General features: G+C 65.8%; 20 protein-coding genes. 12 read left to right on the forward strand and 8 right to left on the reverse strand.

Annotation, left to right across the window (positions count from 1 at the left end; all coding sequences use genetic code 11):
- Nucleotides 1–144: 144 nt before the first annotated feature.
- Both AC1VVK_RS14755 and AC1VVK_RS14760 read right to left on the reverse strand, forming a co-directional pair.
- On the reverse strand, nt 145–1,224 hold the full coding sequence (locus AC1VVK_RS14755) for an AbrB family transcriptional regulator (RefSeq protein ID WP_482903557.1): 1,080 nt from the start codon (nt 1,222–1,224) through the stop codon (nt 145–147).
- A gap of 98 nt (nt 1,225–1,322) precedes the next feature.
- A complete protein-coding gene (locus AC1VVK_RS14760; RefSeq protein WP_132389450.1) occupies nt 1,323–1,784 on the reverse strand; it encodes an Lrp/AsnC family transcriptional regulator in 462 nt (153 codons plus the stop codon).
- A gap of 108 nt (nt 1,785–1,892) precedes the next feature.
- Here AC1VVK_RS14760 and phhA point away from each other — a divergent pair, with 108 nt between their 5' ends.
- From phhA to maiA, 4 genes are all read left to right on the forward strand, one after another.
- Nucleotides 1,893–2,750, forward strand: coding sequence for a phenylalanine 4-monooxygenase (gene phhA / locus AC1VVK_RS14765; RefSeq protein WP_482905178.1), 858 nt, complete (start codon nt 1,893–1,895; stop codon nt 2,748–2,750).
- Nucleotides 2,747–3,847: a 4-hydroxyphenylpyruvate dioxygenase gene (gene hppD / locus AC1VVK_RS14770; RefSeq protein WP_482903558.1), complete on the forward strand. Its 1,101-nt coding sequence runs from the start codon at nt 2,747–2,749 to the stop codon at nt 3,845–3,847. Before phhA ends, hppD begins: the two co-directional genes overlap by 4 nt.
- A gap of 202 nt (nt 3,848–4,049) precedes the next feature.
- Nucleotides 4,050–4,616, forward strand: coding sequence for a VOC family protein (locus AC1VVK_RS14775; RefSeq protein WP_482903559.1), 567 nt, complete (start codon nt 4,050–4,052; stop codon nt 4,614–4,616).
- 16 nt (nt 4,617–4,632) lie between these two features.
- Nucleotides 4,633–5,268 (forward strand): maleylacetoacetate isomerase, encoded by a 636-nt coding sequence (gene maiA / locus AC1VVK_RS14780; RefSeq protein ID WP_482903560.1) that lies wholly within the window; start codon nt 4,633–4,635, stop codon nt 5,266–5,268.
- On the opposite strand, the gene AC1VVK_RS14785 is transcribed toward maiA, so the two are convergent.
- Nucleotides 5,265–5,945, reverse strand: coding sequence for an extensin-like domain-containing protein (locus AC1VVK_RS14785; RefSeq protein ID WP_482903561.1), 681 nt, complete (start codon nt 5,943–5,945; stop codon nt 5,265–5,267). The genes maiA and AC1VVK_RS14785 overlap by 4 nt on opposite strands.
- Nucleotides 5,946–6,200: 255 nt before the next feature.
- Between AC1VVK_RS14785 and AC1VVK_RS14790 the strand changes: the two genes are divergently transcribed.
- Nucleotides 6,201–7,334, forward strand: a complete 1,134-nt coding sequence (locus tag AC1VVK_RS14790; protein WP_482903562.1) for a phosphoserine transaminase — start codon at nt 6,201–6,203, stop codon at nt 7,332–7,334.
- Nucleotides 7,335–7,474: 140 nt separating this feature from the next.
- Nucleotides 7,475–9,061 carry a phosphoglycerate dehydrogenase gene (serA, locus tag AC1VVK_RS14795; RefSeq protein ID WP_482903563.1) on the forward strand — a complete coding sequence of 529 codons (1,587 nt, stop codon included), beginning with the start codon at nt 7,475–7,477 and terminating at the stop codon, nt 9,059–9,061.
- Between the two features lie 233 nt (nt 9,062–9,294).
- Here the strand turns inward: serA and AC1VVK_RS14800 are convergent, their stop codons facing one another.
- Complete coding sequence (locus AC1VVK_RS14800; RefSeq protein WP_482903564.1) at nt 9,295–9,582, reverse strand: GIY-YIG nuclease family protein; 288 nt, start codon at nt 9,580–9,582, stop codon at nt 9,295–9,297.
- Between the two features lie 201 nt (nt 9,583–9,783).
- On the reverse strand, nt 9,784–10,578 hold the full coding sequence (locus AC1VVK_RS14805) for an EF-hand domain-containing protein (protein WP_482903565.1): 795 nt from the start codon (nt 10,576–10,578) through the stop codon (nt 9,784–9,786).
- 268 nt (nt 10,579–10,846) lie between these two features.
- Between AC1VVK_RS14805 and AC1VVK_RS14810 the strand changes: the two genes are divergently transcribed.
- From AC1VVK_RS14810 to AC1VVK_RS14825, 4 genes are all read left to right on the forward strand, one after another.
- The gene (locus tag AC1VVK_RS14810) at nt 10,847–11,974 is read left to right on the forward strand and encodes an ATP phosphoribosyltransferase regulatory subunit (RefSeq protein WP_482903566.1); all 1,128 of its coding nucleotides are present in this window, start codon (nt 10,847–10,849) and stop codon (nt 11,972–11,974) included.
- Nucleotides 11,975–12,128: 154 nt separating this feature from the next.
- Nucleotides 12,129–13,418 carry an adenylosuccinate synthase gene (locus AC1VVK_RS14815; RefSeq protein WP_482903567.1) on the forward strand — a complete coding sequence of 430 codons (1,290 nt, stop codon included), beginning with the start codon at nt 12,129–12,131 and terminating at the stop codon, nt 13,416–13,418.
- Between the two features lie 5 nt (nt 13,419–13,423).
- Nucleotides 13,424–13,936, forward strand: a complete 513-nt coding sequence (locus AC1VVK_RS14820; RefSeq protein WP_482903568.1) for a L,D-transpeptidase family protein — start codon at nt 13,424–13,426, stop codon at nt 13,934–13,936.
- 145 nt (nt 13,937–14,081) lie between these two features.
- Nucleotides 14,082–15,062: a sensor domain-containing diguanylate cyclase gene (locus AC1VVK_RS14825; RefSeq protein ID WP_482905179.1), complete on the forward strand. Its 981-nt coding sequence runs from the start codon at nt 14,082–14,084 to the stop codon at nt 15,060–15,062.
- 36 nt (nt 15,063–15,098) lie between these two features.
- On the opposite strand, the gene AC1VVK_RS14830 is transcribed toward AC1VVK_RS14825, so the two are convergent.
- Complete coding sequence (locus tag AC1VVK_RS14830) at nt 15,099–15,887, reverse strand: DODA-type extradiol aromatic ring-opening family dioxygenase (RefSeq protein ID WP_482903569.1); 789 nt, start codon at nt 15,885–15,887, stop codon at nt 15,099–15,101.
- A 13-nt stretch (nt 15,888–15,900) separates the two neighbouring features.
- Complete coding sequence (locus AC1VVK_RS14835) at nt 15,901–16,329, reverse strand: DoxX family protein (protein ID WP_482903570.1); 429 nt, start codon at nt 16,327–16,329, stop codon at nt 15,901–15,903.
- A 94-nt stretch (nt 16,330–16,423) separates the two neighbouring features.
- On the opposite strand from AC1VVK_RS14835, the gene AC1VVK_RS14840 reads away from it, so the two are divergent.
- On the forward strand, nt 16,424–17,329 hold the full coding sequence (locus AC1VVK_RS14840; protein ID WP_132389476.1) for a LysR family transcriptional regulator: 906 nt from the start codon (nt 16,424–16,426) through the stop codon (nt 17,327–17,329).
- A gap of 30 nt (nt 17,330–17,359) precedes the next feature.
- Here the strand turns inward: AC1VVK_RS14840 and AC1VVK_RS14845 are convergent, their stop codons facing one another.
- Complete coding sequence (locus AC1VVK_RS14845) at nt 17,360–17,539, reverse strand: DUF1674 domain-containing protein (protein ID WP_132389478.1); 180 nt, start codon at nt 17,537–17,539, stop codon at nt 17,360–17,362.
- Between the two features lie 54 nt (nt 17,540–17,593).
- Here AC1VVK_RS14845 and AC1VVK_RS14850 point away from each other — a divergent pair, with 54 nt between their 5' ends.
- Nucleotides 17,594–18,838 (forward strand): RsmB/NOP family class I SAM-dependent RNA methyltransferase, encoded by a 1,245-nt coding sequence (locus AC1VVK_RS14850; protein ID WP_482903571.1) that lies wholly within the window; start codon nt 17,594–17,596, stop codon nt 18,836–18,838.
- Nucleotides 18,839–18,942: the final 104 nt, after the last annotated feature.

Here is an 18,942-nt window from a genome sequence, read left to right on the forward strand (position 1 = left end):
AACTCCTCCCCTGCAAGGGGAGGTGGCAGCGCGTAGCGCTGACGGAGGGGTGTCTCGGTTTCCGCCGTGCACTACTGAGAGGCTGACACCCCTCCACCACCCTCCGGGCGGTCCCCCTCCCCTTGCAGGGGAGGATTGGGGCGCTCAATCCTGCGGCGGCGCCACCCGGCGCGCCACGGTGCGGGCGATTGTCGGCCCCAGCAGCAGGATCGCGAACATCCGCATCGTCTGCATGGCCATCACGAAGCCCATGTCCACCGGCGAGTTGGCGGCGATGATGGCGATCGAGTCCATCCCGCCCGGGCTCGTCGCGAGATAGGCGGTGGCGATGCTGACATGGGCGATCCGGGTCAGCAGCAGGCCGAGCAGGAAACACGCCGTCATCATCGCCGCGATCGAGACGACCACGGCGGGAAAGGCCTTGCGGGCGCGCTCCACGGTCTCGCGGGTGAAGCGCATGCCGATGCCCCAGCCGACGATCACATAGGCCGTCGCCAGAAGCAGGCGCGGCAGCTCGAAGCCGGCCATCAGTCCCGACATTTGCAGCACGGTGCCCACGATCATCGGACCGAGCATGTTGGGCGCGGGCAGGCGCACCAGTCTGCCGCCCACGGCGCCGATCGCCGCCACCGCCAGCGTCATCGCCAGACCGGCAAGATTGACCGGCGCCAGCCAGTCCGGCCGGACATCGGCGGCGTGACCGCTGCCGGTCGCGAAGACCATTGCCAGCGTTGAGGCGCCGATGGCGACCATCAGCACGCGCAAATAGGTCATGAAGGCGACAAGGCGGTAATCCTCGCCATAATCGCGCGCCATCAGCACCATGGCCGTGGCCAATCCCGGTGCCGAGCCCCAGATTGCCACCGCGCCGGGCAGGATTTTCAGCCGCGCCAGCAGCAGCCCGGTTCCGAAAGCGACGACCAGCGTGGCGACCGAGACGAATACGAAGATCGGCCATTCCCGCAGGACCTGCGGCAGCATGTCCGGCCCCAGCGAGGAGGCGATAAGGCACCCGATCAGCGCCTGAGAGGCACTGAACATGACCGGAGGCGTGGAAAGGGGCGAACCGATCAGCGCGAACACGATCGCCACCAGCATCGGCCCCAGCAACTGACCGGCAGGCAGCCCCATCATCTCCAGCACGGCCGCAGCCAGCACGGAAAGCGCGATCAGCAAGGACCAGCGCAGCGGAGCAGGAAAGTGCTGGATGTCGATCTGGGGCATCGGTGGCGGGCTCGCGTGGTGTGGATCCGGCTATGAATGCGCTGTCGTTCGCGCAAGTGAATAGACCGCATGCGGCCCTGCATTGCGCGAATTCGGCTTCATTCCAATGGCAGCGCCCGCGCTTCCTTGACCGCTTCCAGCACGATGATCGATTTCACATCACGCACGCCGGGAATGCGCAGCAGTGTCTTCAGCGTGATCTGCGAAAGATGGTCCACATTGCGCGCCACGACGTGGACAAGGTAGTCCATGTCCCCCGTCACTGCATTGCATGCGATCACGTAAGGGTGTTCGCGGATCGCCTGTTCGAAGCGGCGGATGATCTCGTCGACATGGGCGTTGAGGTTGATGAGCACATAGGCCTCCAGCTCGAAGCCCAGCTTGCGCAAGTCCAGCACCGGCGCATAGCCCCGGATCACGCCTTCATCCTCCAGTCGCTTGATGCGGCGGCTGACCGGGGTGGCGGAGAGCGCGGCGCGCTCGGCCACCTGGGCGACGGGCATGCGCGCGTCTTCCTGAAGCGATGCGATGATCTTGCGGTCGAATTCGTCCAGCTGCATGAATCACCTGTCTGTGGCGCTATTTTTGGTTGAAGTCACCAATACCACCTTGAATGGCGGGTGCAATCGCACGCATCTCTTGCGATGCCTGTGTTATCCTCGCCGGACATGAAGACGCCGTGCACCGAGACAACTACAAGCGGCCTTCGCGGAGAGTACGAAGGCGCGGCTGACGACTACACGGTCGGCCAGCACTGGCACGCCTATACCCCCGAAATGCACGACCGCTGGCGCCGCCTCCACGCGCGCCAGTCGGCGCTTGTCGAGACCCACGCCTGCGCGGCATTCCGCGAAGGTCTGGCCCGGCTGGACTGTGCCGACGGCATCCCGCGTTTCGAGGATGCCAATGCCGTGCTCGGCCCGGCGACCGGCTGGCAGCTTGTCGGCGTGCCCGGTTTCATTCCCGACGCGGTGTTCTTCGACCATCTCGCCCACCGCCGCTTCCCGGTCACCCGCTGGCTGCGCGAGGAGCACGAGCTGGACTATCTGGTCGAGCCCGACGTGTTCCACGATTTCTTCGGGCACGTGCCGATGCTGCTCGATCCCACTATCGCCGATTTCCTCGAACTCTACGGCAAGGCCGGGGCGCGGGCGATGGCGATGGACGCGCTGCCGATGCTGGCGCGGATCTACTGGTACACCATCGAGTTCGGCCTCGTGCGCGAGCCTGAGGGGCTGCGCGTGTTCGGGGCGGGGATCATCTCCTCCTCGGGCGAGACGCAGTTCTCGCTGGAAGACCGCGAGGTCCTGCGCCTGCCGTTCGATCCGGTGCGGGTGATGCGCACGGGCTATACGATCGACAGCTTCCAGAAGGGCTATTTCGTTCTCGAAAGCCTGCCCCAGCTGATCGAGGACCTTGTCGGGCTGGACTTCGGCCCGGTCTACGAACGCTGGCGCCATGAGGCGCCGATCCCCGCCGGCGCGCTGCTGGCCGACGAAACCCCCTTCGGAGAAACGATCGCATGACCGACCTGTTCGAAAACCCCATCGGCCTCGACGGGTTCGAGTTCGTCGAATTCTCGGCACCGGAAAAGGGCATTCTCGAACCGGTGTTCGAGACGATGGGCTTCACCAAAGTCGCGCGTCACCGCTCGAAGGATGTGGAGCTGTGGCGTCAGGGCCAGATCAACTTCATCACCAATTACGAGCCGCAGAGCCCGGCGTGGTTCTTCAGCCGCGAGCACGGCCCCTCCGCCTGCGGCATGGGCTTCCGCGTCAAGGACGCGCGCGCGGCCTATGCCGAACTGCTCGCCCGTTCGGCCGAGCCGATTCAGGTCGCGACCGGCCCGATGGAACTGCACCTTCCGGGCATTCGCGGCATCGGCAATTCGATCATCTACCTGATCGACCGTTATGAGCGGGACGGTGATGGTGCACTGACCATCTACGACATCGACTTCGAATACCTGCCGGGCGTCGATCGCCATCCGGTGGGCGCGGGCTTCGACCTGATCGATCACCTGACCCACAACGTCTACGGCGGTCGCATGGCCTATTGGGCGGATTACTACGAGAAGCTGTTCAACTTCCGCGAGATCCGCTTCTTCGACATCAAGGGCGAATATACCGGCCTTACCTCCAAGGCGCTCACCGCGCCGGATGGCAAGATCCGCATCCCGCTCAATGAAGAGGCCGAGGGCGGGAAGGGGCAGATCGACGAGTTCCTGCGCGCCTTCAATGGCGAGGGTATCCAACACATCGCGCTGATCTGCGACGATCTGATCGCGGCGTGGGACAAGCTCAAGGCGCTGGGCGTGCCGTTCATGACGGCGCCGCCGGAAACCTATTACGAGATGCTCGACGAACGTCTGCCGAACCACGGCGAGCCGGCCGACCAGCTCAAGATGCGCGGTATCCTGCTCGATGGAACGACGGACGGCGGACAGCCGCGCCTGTTGCTCCAGATCTTCGCCGAGGCGCGCGTCGGGCCGGTGTTCTTCGAATTCATCCAGCGCAAGGGCGACGACGGTTTCGGGAACGGCAACTTCAAGGCGCTGTTCGAAAGCATGGAGCGGGATCAGATCCGGCGCGGGGTGCTGAAGGTTGAGGAACCGGCGGAGTAAGAATTTACTGCTGCCAACGTGTCGGGGATGACCCTTCGACAAGCTCAGGGTGAGCGGGATTTGGTTTATTGGGGTGGAAGAGAAAGGGCGGGGAGAAGGGGCGGCTTAAAACCTCCCTCCGCTCATCCTGAGCTTGTCGAAGGATCATGCCGGCTTGTCGAAGCATGAGCGGCACACCACCTCGGGAATACGGAGAGAACGGATGACTGAAATGGCCCTGCAAACCGCCCCCAAGCTCGGCGGCGTTCACCACGTGGCCTACCGCTGCCGCGACGCCAAGGAGACGGTGGATTTCTACCGCGACGTGCTCGGCATGGATTTCATGCTGGCCATCGCGGAAGATCAGGTGCCCTCCACCGGCGCGCCCGATCCGTACATGCACGTTTTCCTCGATTGCGGCGGCGGCAATGTGCTCGCGTTCTTCGAGCTGCCCAATTCCCCCGAAATGGGCCGCGACGAGGCAACGCCCGCATGGGTGCAGCACATCGCTTTCAAGGTGGAGAGCGAGGAAAGCCTGCTCGCCGCCAAGGCGCGGGTAGAGGCGCGCGGGCTCGACGTGATCGGGCCGACGCATCACGGCGTGTTCAAGTCGATCTACTTCTTCGACCCCAACGGCCACCGCCTTGAACTGGCATGGCAATTCGGCACCGCCGACCAGATGGCGAACCTCAAGTTGGTTGCCGATGACATGCTGGAAGAGTGGTCGCGCACACGCAAGGCACCGCGCCATGCGGCCTGGCTGCACGAGAAGATCGCGGCGGAATCGTAAGGCAGTGGGACCGGCGATGCGCCTTCACGGCTACTGGCGCAGTTCCACCAGCTATCGCCTGCGTATCGCCCTCAATCTCAAGGGCTTGGAATACGGGCAGGTTCCCGTGAACCTGCTCAGCGCGGAGCAGCGCTCCGGGGAATATCGCCGTCTGAACCCCTTCGGCGGTGTTCCCCTGCTGGAGGTCGACGGGCGCACCTATGTGCAGTCGATGGCGATTCTGGAATGGCTCGACGAGCGATTTCCGGATCGTCCGCTGCTCCCCCGCGATGTCGAGGACCGCTTTGCCGCGCGTGAACTGGCCATGGCCGTGGCGACCGAGCTGCATGCCCCGCTCAACTTGCCGGTGCTGCGCTATCTCAAGCACGATCTCGGCCATTCGCAGGACGAGGTGGACACGTGGTACCGCCATTGGCTGGCCCGTACGCTGGAGGGCCTCGAAGCGCGCCTGGCGCAGCGCGGGGCAGGGGACTTCCTGTTCGACGCGCCGGGGCTGTTCGAATGCGTACTGGTGCCGCAGTTCTACAACGCGCGGCGTTTCGATCTGGACTTGTCGCCCTATCCCGGCCTTGTGCGCATCGACAACGCTTGCTCCGATGTCCCGGCGTTCGCCGCCGCCCATCCGGACAACCAGCCCGACAGTCCGGCTTAACGGCAGAAACTCTTGCCATCGCCTTCCAGATGGAAGTGATTGGCGTGGGCGGCGTTATAGTCCGGCCCCAGCGTCGTGCCGAAGCGCTTGCAGGCGCTGTCGTGCGCAACGCGCAGGAAGCGGCGCTCGGCAGGGGTGCCGCCGTTCCAGTCTTCCAGCACGGTGACACGGCGGCCGTCCGCCAGCACGAATCCCGATACGTCGATAGCATTGGCGGTGGCATGGCCCGAACGGCGCGCGGTTCCGGCGATGTTGCGGCAGTTATAGCTGCCATACGTCTCGATGCTGATGATCCGGCTGCCCAGGATCTGTTGCGCCGCGCGGTCCACTCCGAAGCGGGCCCATGCGGCGAACGGCGTTGCCGTCGTGCAGGTTACCGGGCCGAGGTTGGTCACGGTGACGGTCGCGCTATCGGTGTTGAGCGCGGATAGCTTCACCGTGCCCACCGTCGAACAGCCGCTGCCGTAATAGCGATCCGTCACCGGCGAGAACACCGCGTGCTGGCTGCCCAGCGTGGCCATGCACTGCCGCGCTTCGGGGGAGGGCATCGGCGTAGCCGGCAGCGACGTCTGTTGGGGGCGCGATCCACGCCGCTCCGGCTGGTCGGACGAGCCGACGCAGCCGGCGATCACGGTGATCAGCGGCAGCGTAAGTATCAGTTTTGGGAGGGCTTTCATGGTCCCGCCTAATATCCGATCCTTTGGTGAACCCCAGATTAGCCTTGCGATGGATGCCTCTGGTATCGGGGGAGTCGAGTTTTCCACCGGCCATTGCAGGCATTGAGTGGCGGAAATTCGCGCGGGATCGCCCCGGCGTAACGATCTGGCGCAATCGGCCGGAGAATCGTTTGACAAATTTCCTGCTGTCTTTAGACGCGGCTCCGGGCCACGCGGCCCCAACGCCGCGCGAGCTCTCTGTAAGGAGAGTCAGAAATGACTGATATTATTAGCGTACCCGCGCGCAAACCTGCGCGTCCGCACTTCTCTTCCGGTCCTTGCGCCAAGCCGCCCGGATATGCCCCCGAAAAACTGAACACCGAAGCTCTCGGCCGCTCGCACCGCGCCAAGATCGGCAAGACGCGCCTTGCGTACTGCATCGATCTGATGCGCGAAGTTCTGCAGCTACCCGACACGCATCGCATCGGTATCGTCCCCGGTTCGGACACCGGCGCCTTCGAGATGGCCATGTGGACCATGCTCGGCGCCCGCGGCGTGACCGCGCTGGCCTGGGAAAGCTTCGGTGAGGGCTGGGTTACCGACGCCGTCAAGCAGCTCAAGCTGGAACCCACCGTGTTCCGCGCCGACTACGGCCAACTGCCCGACCTCGACAAGATCGACTGGTCCGACGACGTGCTCTTCACCTGGAACGGCACCACTTCGGGCGTGCGCGTTCCGGACGCCAACTGGATCCCGGCAGACCGTGAAGGCCTGTCCTTCGCAGACGCCACTTCGGCGGTTTTCGCCTACGACATCGACTGGTCCAAGATCGACGTTGCCACTTTCTCCTGGCAGAAGGTTCTGGGCGGCGAGGGCGGCCACGGCGTGCTGATCCTCGGCCCCCGCGCGGTCGAGCGTCTTGAGAACTACACCCCGGCATGGCCGCTTCCCAAGGTGTTCCGCCTTGTGTCGAAGGGCAAGCTGGCAGAGGGCGTGTTCAAGGGCGAAACCATCAACACCCCCTCGATGCTCGCCGTCGAGGACGCCATCTTCGCTCTGGAATGGGCCAAGGGTCTGGGCGGTCTCGAAGGGCTGAAGGCCCGTTCGAACGCCAATGCTCACGCGCTGGACAAGATCGTTGCCGAGCGTGACTGGCTTTCGCACCTCGCGATCGATAGCGGCACGCGCTCCAAGACCTCGGTCTGCCTCTCGGTCGAGGGCGCCGATGCCGACTTCATCAAGAAGTTTGCCGGCCTGCTCGAAAAGGAAGGCGCGGCTTACGACGTCGCCGGATATCGCGATGCCCCTCCGGGCCTGCGCATCTGGTGCGGCGCGACCGTAGACACGGCCGACATCGAGGCGCTGGGACCGTGGCTCGATTGGGCCTACGCCACCGTCAAGGCCGGCTGAGCCAGACTGTAATCCGATAAATGGCGTCGCCCCCGCGCAGGCGGGGGCCCCGCTTTCCTTCCTTCCGCCCTACGCCCAAGCTGCGTTCGACGAGCGGACCCCCGCAAAAACGGCGGGGATGACGATAAGGGAACAAGACCATGACCAAGCCCCGCGTCCTCATTTCGGACAAGATGGACCCCAACGCCGCCCGTATCTTCGAGATCCGTGGCTGCGACGTAGACGTCATCACCGGCGAAACGCCCGAGCAGCTGATCGCCCGCATCGGCGACTATGACGGTCTCGCGATCCGTTCGTCGACCAAGGTCACCAAGGAAATCCTCGCCGCCGCGAAGAACCTGAAGGTGATCGGCCGCGCCGGTATCGGCGTCGACAACGTCGATATCCCGGCCGCTTCGGCCCAAGGCGTCGTCGTGATGAACACGCCGTTCGGCAACTCGATCACCACCGCCGAACACGCCATCGCCATGATCTTCGCTCTGGCCCGCCAGATCCCCGAAGCCAACGCCCAGACCCAGCAAGGCCTGTGGCCGAAGAACGGCTTCATGGGCGTTGAAGTCACCGGCAAGACGCTCGGCCTGATCGGCGCCGGCAACATCGGCTCGATCGTCGCCAGCCGTGCGCTGGGTCTGAAGATGAAGGTCGTCGCTTTCGATCCGTTCCTCACCCCGGAACGCGCTGTCGAAATGGGCGTCGAGAAGGCCGATCTCGAGACCCTGCTCGAAAAGGCGGACTTCATCACGCTGCACACGCCGCTGACCGACCAGACCCGCAACATCCTCAGCCGCGAGAATCTGGCCAAGACCAAGAAGGGCGTGCGCATCGTCAACTGCGCGCGTGGCGGTCTGATCGACGAAGCCGCGCTGAAGGACATGCTGGACAACGGCCACGTCGCCGGTGCCGCGCTCGACGTGTTCCAGACCGAGCCCGCCAAGGACTCGCCGCTGTTCGGCACGCCGAACTTCATCTGCACCCCGCACCTCGGCGCCTCGACGACCGAAGCACAGGTGAATGTGGCGCTTCAGGTTGCCGAGCAGCTGGCTGACTTTCTGGTCAACGGCGGCGTCACCAACGCGCTCAACATGCCTTCGCTCTCGGCCGAGGAAGCGCCGAAGCTGAAGCCCTACATGAAGCTCGCCGAAATGCTGGGCTCGATGGTCGGTCAGCTGACCCGCGATTCGGTTCCCCGCATCTCGATCCACGTCGAGGGCGCAGCTGCCGAGCTGAACCAGAAGCCGATCACCGCCGCCGTGCTGGCCGGTTTCATGCGCGTCCAGTCGGACACGGTGAACATGGTCAACGCGCCGTTCCTCGCCAAGGAGCGCGGCCTTGAAGTGCGCGAAGTGAAGACCGAGCGCGAAGGCGACTACCACACGCTGATCCGCGTCTCGGTGAAGACCGAAGCGGGCGAGCGTTCGGTGGCCGGCACGCTGTTCAACAACGTCGAGCCGCGTCTGGTCGAGCTGTTCGGCATCAAGGTCGAAGCCGAACTGGCCGGCGACATGATGTACATCGTCAACGAAGACGCTCCGGGCTTCATCGGCCGCATCGGCACGCTGCTGGGCGAGAACGCGATCAACATCGGCACCTTCAACCTCGGTCGCCGCGATGCCGGCGGCGAAGCGGTGCTGCTGCTCTCGGTCGACAGCGCGGTTCCGGAGGACGTCCTCAAGGGCGCCACCGCGCTTCCGGGCGTGAAGACGGTGAAGGCGCTCAAGTTCGTCTGATCCAGCTTTTCAAAGAGCTCTCAACGGAAGGGGTCGGCATCTTCGGATGTCGGCCTCTTTTCGGTTTTGGGGAGGGCGGTGGGTTGGCATCCTTCGACAGGCTCAGGATGAGCGGGGTGGGTTTTGGCCTTGAGCAGGGCGGTCGAGATATAGTGCTAGGCCCGGCCGTGGCTCATTCGTCCAATCCCCGCTCACCCTGAGCTTGTCGAAGGGTGTCGAGACCACACACCACGTCAGACTGCGGACCGACACCGCGCCAATTCGCTTACCAGCACCCAGTCTCCGGCCATCATGGCTTCCTTCTTCGCGCGGCTCCAACCCTTGAGCTTGCGCTCAACGGCAAAGGCGTCATCTCGCGTCTGGAATGAATCCGCCCAAATGAGCGTTACCGGCCGTCGCGTCGCGGTGTATCCGCCGAGTGCGCCCGTCTGGTGTTGGGCAACGCGGTGCTCAAGGTCGTCCGTATGGCCAACATAGTAAGAGCCGTCGCGGCAGCGCAGGATGTAGGCGTGGAAGGCCATGCGCGATGTTCTGGCGTAGGTGGCCGGCCTTCGACAAGCTCAGGCTGAGCGGGGGTGGGTTAAACTTTAATAATCGTGCAGGTCATTCGCGCGGGCCCTACGCGATGCTCGCACAATTCCCATTCCACTTCCCAACCCGCTCAGCCTGAGCTTGTCGAAGGCGCCAGCGGCAAGGCGCAAGGAGTTTCGGCAGCCCAATCCCTACTGCTGAGCCGCCGCAGAAGGCGCAACCGGCCCGGGCTCATCCCGCGGCGGCATCCCGCCACGCATGCCACCCGGCCCACCGCGCGGACCACGGGGATGCAGTTCCTGCATCGACAAGAAGCCGTCATGATCGGTGTCCGCCGCATCGAACTTCGCGCCTTCATAGGCCAGAAGCTCATCCAGCGAGACGCCCGCATCGTAATTCGTATTGGCCTTGGCGATGACGGTCCCCGTGATCGGCTCGATCAGGCCCGCCAGCATGCGGTCGTCGTCGTCCTTGCCGAAATCGGGCATGATCGCGTCGGCGATCTGGTCTCTGCCTTCGCCGAAAGCGCCGTTCTCGTTGCTGGCCACCGAGCCCATCTGCTTTTGCCAGGCCGTGAATTCCGCCATCGAGATGTTCCCGTCGCCGTTCGTGTCGACCTTGGTGAAGCGGGCCTTGATCGCGGCTTCGCGGCGCGCGTTGATATAATTGTGGAATTCGTCGAGTGTCACCAGACCGTTGCGGTCGGTGTCGGCCTCCTTGAACATCGCGGTGACTATTTTGTTGTAGTGCTCGCGCGAGATGGGCTTGGGCATGTGCGGCGGACCGCCGCCGCCACCGCCGCCATGGCCTTCACCGCCCATGCCGCCGTGGTGCCGACCACCGCCGCCGCCACCACCACCTTCGCCTCCCATTCCGCCGCCCATGCCGCCCATTCCACCCATGCCTCCCATATCGCCGCCCATCTGGGCGTGGGCAGGGGTCTGCAGCAGCAGGAGGGGCAGGAGGATCAGGGAAATCTTGCGCATCGACCTCGACCGGTGTTCGCCGGGACAGGGCGCAAGGCGGGCAGGCCCCGCTTGGGAGCCGCGCTCACGCCTGACGATCCGGCCCCCGCAGGGAATGGGCTATCAATTCGAACGTTCGTCCCGCCAGACGACGGGCTGTGGGATACCGCGATGCACCGCGATTGTTGACAGAAAATTTCACGCAAATTGTCGCAGGCATTCTTGTGCGCGCTACAATCGCAGCGCGCATTCGACATTGCCCTTCCTTCGGGCTAAGGGCGCCCTCGCTATGCAGGACAACGACCGCGATCTCTTGCCCGAAGGACTGGGCGACCGTCTCCCGCAGCAGGCCTGGGCCTCGCAAACCGTGCGCCGTGCCGCGCACGACGTGCTGTCGAGCCACGGCTACGAGCGGGTCGAAACGCCCTTTATCGAGTTCGAGAAGGCGCTCGCGCATCGCATGGCGGGCGTGCAGGTGCGGCGGATGTTCCGCTTCGTCGATCCGATCTCGCTGCGCCTGCTGGCGCTGCGTTCGGACATGACCGCGCAGATCGCGCGCATCGCCGCCACCGGCCTTGCCGAAGCGCCGCGCCCGCTGCGCCTGTCCTATTCGGGGCAAGTCTGCACGATCAAGGGCGACGGGCTCGATCCGCGCCGCGAACGGCTCCAGCTTGGCGCCGAGCTGATCGGTACCGATTCGGTCGCCGCCGCTGCCGAGATCGTCGAACTCGCCATCGAGACGCTGACCGCCGCCGGAGCCACCGGCATCTCGGTCGACTTCACGTTGCCCGATCTGGTCGACACGCTGGCGGCCGAAGCCCTGCCGCTGCCTGCTGCCAATATCGAGGCGGTGCGTCAGATGCTGGACGCCAAGGATGCGGGCGGCCTGGTGGATGTGGGCGGCGAGGCATATCTGCCGCTGCTCTACGCCGTCGGTCCGTTCGAGAGCGCGATCGAGCGCCTTGCCGCCTTCGATGCCGGCGGCGCTCTGGCCAGCCGTATCGCCGGTCTGCGCGAGATCGCCGCGCGCGTTTCCGGCAAGGCGCGGATCACGCTGGACCCCTCGGAGCGTCATGGCTTCGAATACCAGTCATGGTTCGGCTTCACGATCTATGCCGAGGGCATTGCCGGCGGCCTTGGCCGTGGCGGCACCTATCGCATTCTCGGCCAGACTGGCCATCATCCCGAATCGGCGACCGGCTTCTCGCTCTATCCCGATACGCTGGTGGACCTGCTGGCCGGCAAGGCCGAGGCGCCGCAGCGCCTGTTCCTGCCGATGGGCCACGATGCGGCGCTTGCCGCCCGTCAGCGCGCGGTGGGCTGGGTGACGGTGGCTGCCCTGTCGGAAAGCGACGATCCGATTGCGCTCGGCTGTTCGCACCGGCTGGAAGGCGGCGAGGCGATCGCGCTCACCTGACCACGGGTCTGAGCGCGGACTTGACTAGCCATGCGCCTTGCCACTAGGGCGCGCACGAAAAGCCGGGGCGCTTCCGTCCCATGAAAATCCATATCGCCGAGTCCTGTCGAAGGGCGTTATTGGATCCACCGTGGCAGGGTGGAGGAGTATATCCATGGCCAATGTAACCGTGATCGGCGCCCAGTGGGGCGATGAGGGCAAGGGCAAGATCGTCGACTGGCTGGCAAGCCGCGCCGATGCCGTCGTCCGTTTCCAGGGCGGCCACAATGCCGGCCACACGCTCGTCGTCGGCGAGCAGGTCTACAAGCTGAGCCTCCTGCCTTCGGGCATCGTCACCGGCACGCTGTCGATCATCGGCAACGGCGTCGTGCTCGATCCCTGGCACCTCAAGTCAGAGGTCGAGAAGCTGCGCGGGCAGGGCGTGGAGATCAATCCCGAGAACTTCGCGATCGCGGACAATTGCCCGCTGATCCTGCCGCTTCACCGCGACCTTGACGGGCTGCGCGAGACGGCTGCCGGTTCGGGCAAGATCGGCACCACCGGCCGCGGCATCGGCCCGGCTTACGAAGACAAGGTCGGCCGCCGCGCCATCCGCGTCTGCGATCTGGCGCACCTCGACGCGCTGGATTCGCAGCTTGACCGCCTCTGCGCCCACCACGACGCGCTGCGCGCCGGCTTCGGCCAGCCGCCGGTCGACCGCGAGGCGCTGATCAACGAACTGCGCGAGATCGCGCCCTTCGTACTCCAGTTCTCGCAGCCGGTGTGGAAGCGCCTGAACAAGGTCCGCAAGGCCGGCGCGCGCATCCTGTTCGAAGGCGCGCAGGGCGTGCTGCTCGACGTCGATCACGGCACGTACCCCTTCGTCACCAGCTCGAACACGGTTTCGGGCACCGCGGCTTCGGGTTCGGGCCTTGGCCCCTCGGCCACTGGCTTCGTGCTGGGCATCGTCAAGGCTTACACCACCCGCGTCGGCTCGGGCCCGTTCCCGACCGAGCTGGAGGACGAGACCGGCCAGCGCCTTGGCGAACGTGGCCATGAATTCGGCACCGTCACCGGCCGCAAGCGCCGCTGCGGTTGGTTCGATGCGGTGCTGACGCGCCAGTCCTGCGCAATCTCGGGCGTGACCGGCATTGCGCTGACCAAGCTCGACGTGCTCGACGGCTTCGAGAAGGTGAAGATCTGCACCGGCTATCGCCTGCACGGCAAAGTGCTGGACTACTTCCCCAGCCACGCCGCCGACCAGGCCAATGTCGAGCCGATCTACGAGGAAATGGACGGCTGGCAGGGTACCACTGCCGGTGCCCGCTCGTGGGCCGATCTGCCCGCTCAGGCGATCAAGTATATCCAGCGCGTGCAGGAACTGATCGAGACCCCGGTCGCGCTGGTTTCGACCAGCCCCGAGCGCGAGGACACCATCCTCGTGCGCGATCCCTTCCTGGATTGATGACAATGCGGCGCGAGCTACCACTCGCGCCGCTTTTGTTTCTGCTCGGCATCGGCAGCGCCCATGCCGGGCCACCTTCCGAACAACCTTCCGCTGAGTTGGCGCCGATCGACCTGATCCGCGTCATCAAGTCCGACCGGCGCATGGAATTGTGGTCCGGCGGGCGGATCGTCCGCGTTATCGAGCATGTCCAGCTGGGCGGCCAGCCGCTGGGCCCCAAGCACTTCGAAGGCGACGGGCGCACACCTGAAGGGCGTTACGAGATCGACTGGGGCAACCCGGACAGCGCCTATCACCTCGCGCTCCACATCTCCTATCCGAACGCCGACGACAACGCCTATGCCGCTGCGCGCGGTCGCGCGCCCGGTGGAATGATCATGATTCACGGCCAGCCGGGTGGCATCGCCACGCGCGCAAGAGGCGACTGGACCGATGGCTGCATCGCCGTATCCGATGCGGAAATCGAAGCCTTGTGGCAGTCGGTGGGCGATGGCACGCCGATCGAAATCCTGCCCTGATTTCCCGATCCGCGCCCGCTTTTGGACGAAATCACCCCGGCGGCTGCCATTCGTTATTCGGGAGGTTTTCAGGATTTTAATCATGGGCTAGGGTTTTCGCCTAGGGCGGGAGTTCCCTGTGGAGTCGGGTCGGGACCGCGCGATGCTGCAAGACGTGAAATTGAACGACGAGCCGGGCCGTCTGGCGGCGCTGCGCAGTCTTGAAGTGCTCGATACGCCCCCCGAGGAGCCTTTCGAGAACATCGTTGCGCTGGTGCGCACCGTGCTCGGTGTGCCGATGGCGGCAGTCACCCTGATCGACGAGGATCGCCAGTGGTTCAAGGCGCGCAGCGGGCTCGGCGTGAGCGAGACACCGCGCAACGTCTCGTTCTGCACTTATGCGATCCGCCAGTCGGAACCCATGCTTGTCAACGACGCACGGCTCGATTCACGCTTTGCCGAAAATCCTTACGTAACCGGCGATCCCAATGTGCGCAGCTATGCGGGCGTGCCGCTGCTGACGCCGGAGGGCTACAACGTCGGCGTGCTCTGCGCGATCGACGACAAGGTGCGCACCTTCACGACAAGCGAGGTGGAGATGCTCTCCAATTTCGCGCGGATCGTAACGAACGAACTGTTGCTGCGCCGCATTGCCGAGCGCGACCAGCTGACCGGCGCGCTGACCCGTCGGGGCTTCATCGAGAAGGCCGGGCAGGAGATCGCGCGGTTCCGTCGCTACGGCAGGCCCTGCTGCCTGGCGCTTCTCGATATCGATCACTTCAAGGCGGTCAACGACACATATGGCCACCCCGCCGGCGATGCCGTGCTGCGCGAGATGGTGGCGAGCGTGGTCGGTTCCTCGCGTCCGGTGGACTTGCTGGGGCGGCTTGGCGGAGAAGAATTCGCCTTGCTCCTGCCTGAAACGGAGCCTTCGGATGCGCTAGTTGCGGTCGAGCGTTTTCGCGAGGGGCTGGCCGGTCTGGCGATCCCGCTGCCGGGCGGCGGGGTGATCCATGTCACCGTCAGCATCGGCATCGCGCCGCTGACCGACAGGATCGCCACGGCGGAGGAGTGGATCGCCGCAGCCGATGGCCCGCTTTACACCGCCAAGCGTGGCGGGCGGAACCGGTGCGAACTGTTGCACTGAGATAGGGGAAGGGGCGGCTTGTGCCGCCCCCACTCGTCAATCGAACCGATAGGCCGAAATCGCGGTGCTGAGCACGAGATCGGACCAGACTGTCTCGCCCGCCGCCTCGGAGGCGCCTGCCGCGACCATCAGCGGCAGCAGGTGTTCCTCGCGCGGGTGGGAGAAGCGGCCGCCCGGAGCCTCGGCCCAGTGGGTGAGCGCCTTGGCACGGGTTTCCGCAGGGGCCGTCGCCGCCGCGCCCAGCCATTGATCGAAAGCTTGCGAAGGCGCGGTGGCTTGCGGGTTGCCGTAGCCGCGCATGTTGTGGAAGCTCATGCCCGAACCCAGGATCAGCACGCCTTCGTCGCGCAGCGGGGCGAGCGCCTTGCCGGCGGCAAGGTGCATGGCGGGATCGAGCGAGCGGTCCAGCGACATCTCCACCACCGGCACATCGGCATTGGGCCAGGCGACCTTGAGCGGGATGAACACGCCGTGGTCGTAGCCACGCTGCGGATCGACGGCGGCGGTGAAGCCCGCGCTTTGCAGCAGTCCGGCCGCGCGGGCAGCCAGTCCCGGTGCGCCCGGGGCATCGAAGCGCAGTTCATAGGTGTGCTGCGGGAAGCCGTAGTAGTCGAACAGCAGTGTGGGGTTCTCGGCGCCGGTGAAGGCGAAGCCGTCGGTCTCCCAGTGGCCCGAGACGACAAGGATGGCCTTGGGCGGTTCCGGCAGGCGCGCGGGCAGCGAATCGAGGAATTCGGCCATCGTCGTCCAGTTGCCCTTGGGGTCGTGCATGAAAAAGCAGGGGCCACCGCCGTGGGGGATGAAGAAGGTGGGTTGGCGGGTCATGGGATTAGTCCTTTCAGAGATGGCGGCGCGTCGGCGAGAGCGCGAAAGCGCCGTCGCCGATCAGGGCCTGCACAAGGAGGGCGATCGACCAGAAGGCCGGATATTCCCAGCCGCCGCCCTTGGAATCGAAGAAGAAACCGTTGGCACCATGCACGGTGAAGATCGTGCCGAGCAGCAGCGGGATCAAGGCCAGCGCGACGATGCGCGCCTTGACACCGGCGATGAGGGCCAGTCCTCCCAGCAATTCGGCGGCCATGGTCACATAAGCGAGGGCGGGCGGAAGGCCGAGGCTGCCGAAGAACGCGGCGGTACCCGCGGGCGTGAAGACGAAGAGCTTGAGCGCGAAGTGCGCCAGGAACAGCGCGCCGAGTGCGACGCGCAGGACAAGTGCGCCGTAGCGCGCGGAAGTCTCGGGAAATGACGTAGCGTAAGTCGTGGGCATGGCGGGATATGTCCTTTCGCCAGCCTATGTGGACCTTTGCTCTTGAGGTGATAATATCGTCATTTGTTGAATGACTTTATACCGTGGGTGTCGAATGGATCGTCTGAAAGGCATCGAGGTTTTCGTGCGGGCCATTCGCCTCGGCGGGCTTTCCGCCGCCGCGCGCGAGCTTTCGATGTCTCCGGCGATGGCGGCCAAGCACCTGAACGCCCTTGAACAGCGCCTTGGCGTGACATTGGTCAACCGCACCACCCGCCGCCTCGCGCTTACCGAGGCGGGGGCGGCCTACCTCGACACGGCCGAGCGGGTATTGGCCGAACTGGAGGAAGCGGATGCCAAGGCGACCGCCCGCTCCGCCTCGGTTGAGGGGCTGTTGCGCGTCTCCGGACCGGCCGCTTTCGGCAGTGCCTATCTGGCCGAACTCGTCACCGAATTTCACGCGCTCTATCCGCAAGTGACCATCGAACTCGGCCTCAACGACCGTGTGGTGGACCTGCTGGAGGAGCGCTGGGACGTCGCCGTGCGCATCGGCCGGCTGGCGGACAGCAATCTCGTCGCCCGCAAGCTCGCGCCCGTGCGGATGGCGATCTGCGCCGCGCCGTCCTACCTTGCGCGGCGCGGCACGCCGTTATCGATCGACGACCTGCCCGGCCACGACTGCCTCGGCTACACGTTGAGCGGGGAGACCGGCACCACGCGCTGGGGCTTCGGCGCCGACGGCAGCCGTCCGGTGGCGGTGCGCGGCTCGCTGCATGCCAATAACGGGCAGGTTCTGGCGCAGGCGGCGATGGCGGGGATGGGCCTTGTCTACGGCCCGCGTTTCTTCGTTGACCGCGCCATTGCCGAGGGGCGGCTGGTCGAACTCGACCTCGGCGCCGAACTGATCGACCTTGGCGCGGTTCACGCGGTTACCCACCGCACGCGCCGCCCGGCGGCCAAGACGCGGGCGTGGATCGACTTTCTGGCAAAGCGGCTGCCCGCCATGGCACGCGATTGGTAGCGCGCGCAGTAACCCGGCCGTCAGCCCGCCTTAGAAATCGACGGCGATCCCGTTGCGTACCCAATCGCCATAACGGGTGGGGGAGATCCCGTCCGGATCCTCCTCATCCGCCTTGGCCGCCTCGGCAGGCGAGGGCTGGGGCGCGGGTTCGTTCGTCCAGTGGGCGGGCTTGGTAAAGCCTTCGGGACGTTTGGTGGCGCGTTCGGTCATTCGGCCCATGTGGTGTGACTGGCGCAAAAAGGCAATCCGCTATAGGGGCCGCAAATGGACATTCCCGGCCTTCCGGCGCGCCGTGCCGCGCTCAACCTTATCGATGCCGTGCTGCGGCGGGGCGAAACGCTCGACCAGGCGGCGGGCACTGCGCTCGCGCGGGTGCGTGGCGACGCCGACCGGGCGCTCGCCCGCGCCATTGCCGGAGAGGTGCTGCGCTGGCGCACCGACCTTGATGCGCTGATCGATTCCGCCACCCGCCTGCCGCTGGCCGACGACGCCAAGGCGCGCGCCGTGCTGGAGATCATGCTGGTGCAGGTGCTGCGGCTGGATACCCCGGCCCATGCCGTGATCGCCACCGGCCTGCCGCTGCTGATGGGCGGCCCGCGCCGCCTTGCCCACGGCGTGTTCTCCACCCTGACCAAGGCCGAGGCGAAGCTGCCCGACGTGCCCACGCTTCCCGAGGACGTGACCGAGCGCTGGGGCGAGCGTTGGGGGGATCGCATCGGCGCCATCGCTGCCGGGCTGGCCGATCTGCCGCCGCTCGACCTTGCCCTGCGCAACGCGGACGAGACCGCCGAGTGGGCCGAACGGCTGGGCGGCAAGTCGCTCATGCCTGGCCACGTCCGCCTGCCGCGTGGCACCGCCATCGAACTGCTCGAAGGCTTCCGCGAGGGCGCCTGGTGGGTGCAGGACCTTGCCGCCAGCCTGCCCGCGCGGCTGCTCGGCGCGGGTGAGGCCCGCAAGGTGCTCGATCTCTGCGCCGCGCCCGGTGGCAAGACGATGCAACTGGCCGCCGCCGGCTGGCAGGTGACCGCGCTCGATTCCTCGAAGCGCCGCCTTGAGCGCTTGGGCGACAATCTCAAGCGAACCGGGCTTGAGGCCGAGATCGTGCAAGCCGACGCGCTGAACTGGGAAACCGAGACGCGCTTCGACGCCATCCTGCTCGACGCGCCGTGCACCGCGACCGGCACCTGCCGCCGCCATCCCGACGTGCTTCACCGCATCGGCGAGCGCCAGATCGGCGAGATGGTGGAACTCCAGTCCGCCATGCTCGAACGCGCGGCCGCATGGCTCGCGCCGGGTGGCACGCTGGTCTACGCGGTCTGCTCGCTCGAACCCGAAGAGGGTGAGGAGCAGGCCGGGAAAGTGGCACTCGCCCCGGTGCCGATCGGCGCGGCGGAACTGCCCGAGGGGCTGGCCCCGACGGCCGAAGGCTGGCTGCGCACCGATCCGGCGATGCTGGCGGGCGAGGGCGGCCTTGACGGGTTCTTCGTGGCACGCTGGCGCCGCGACTGAGGGGAGCGAGTGAGGGGCGGCGCGGTATCGGCACGGCCGCTCATCCATTGGGGTAATCCATATGGATGAATGCAGCCAACCGCCCTATCCATGAGACGCGCTGC

This window comes from Novosphingobium sp. BL-S-32 (assembly GCF_056857055.1).

Coding starts and splice junctions, on each gene's coding strand:
- AC1VVK_RS14815 (WP_482903567.1), top strand. CDS start 12,129: ATGGCCAATGTAACCGTGATCGGCGCCCAGTGGGGCGATGAGGGCAAG.
- phhA (WP_482905178.1), top strand. CDS start 1,893: ATGAAGACGCCGTGCACCGAGACAACTACAAGCGGCCTTCGCGGAGAG.
- serA (WP_482903563.1), top strand. CDS start 7,475: ATGACCAAGCCCCGCGTCCTCATTTCGGACAAGATGGACCCCAACGCC.
- AC1VVK_RS14790 (WP_482903562.1), top strand. CDS start 6,201: ATGACTGATATTATTAGCGTACCCGCGCGCAAACCTGCGCGTCCGCAC.
- AC1VVK_RS14800 (WP_482903564.1), bottom strand. CDS start 9,582: ATGGCCTTCCACGCCTACATCCTGCGCTGCCGCGACGGCTCTTACTAT.
- AC1VVK_RS14835 (WP_482903570.1), bottom strand. CDS start 16,329: ATGCCCACGACTTACGCTACGTCATTTCCCGAGACTTCCGCGCGCTAC.
- AC1VVK_RS14845 (WP_132389478.1), bottom strand. CDS start 17,539: ATGACCGAACGCGCCACCAAACGTCCCGAAGGCTTTACCAAGCCCGCC.
- AC1VVK_RS14755 (WP_482903557.1), bottom strand. CDS start 1,224: ATGCCCCAGATCGACATCCAGCACTTTCCTGCTCCGCTGCGCTGGTCC.
- maiA (WP_482903560.1), top strand. CDS start 4,633: ATGCGCCTTCACGGCTACTGGCGCAGTTCCACCAGCTATCGCCTGCGT.
- AC1VVK_RS14840 (WP_132389476.1), top strand. CDS start 16,424: ATGGATCGTCTGAAAGGCATCGAGGTTTTCGTGCGGGCCATTCGCCTC.
- AC1VVK_RS14850 (WP_482903571.1), top strand. CDS start 17,594: ATGGACATTCCCGGCCTTCCGGCGCGCCGTGCCGCGCTCAACCTTATC.
- AC1VVK_RS14760 (WP_132389450.1), bottom strand. CDS start 1,784: ATGCAGCTGGACGAATTCGACCGCAAGATCATCGCATCGCTTCAGGAA.
- AC1VVK_RS14785 (WP_482903561.1), bottom strand. CDS start 5,945: ATGAAAGCCCTCCCAAAACTGATACTTACGCTGCCGCTGATCACCGTG.
- AC1VVK_RS14830 (WP_482903569.1), bottom strand. CDS start 15,887: ATGACCCGCCAACCCACCTTCTTCATCCCCCACGGCGGTGGCCCCTGC.
- hppD (WP_482903558.1), top strand. CDS start 2,747: ATGACCGACCTGTTCGAAAACCCCATCGGCCTCGACGGGTTCGAGTTC.
- AC1VVK_RS14775 (WP_482903559.1), top strand. CDS start 4,050: ATGACTGAAATGGCCCTGCAAACCGCCCCCAAGCTCGGCGGCGTTCAC.
- AC1VVK_RS14810 (WP_482903566.1), top strand. CDS start 10,847: ATGCAGGACAACGACCGCGATCTCTTGCCCGAAGGACTGGGCGACCGT.
- AC1VVK_RS14805 (WP_482903565.1), bottom strand. CDS start 10,578: ATGCGCAAGATTTCCCTGATCCTCCTGCCCCTCCTGCTGCTGCAGACC.
- AC1VVK_RS14820 (WP_482903568.1), top strand. CDS start 13,424: ATGCGGCGCGAGCTACCACTCGCGCCGCTTTTGTTTCTGCTCGGCATC.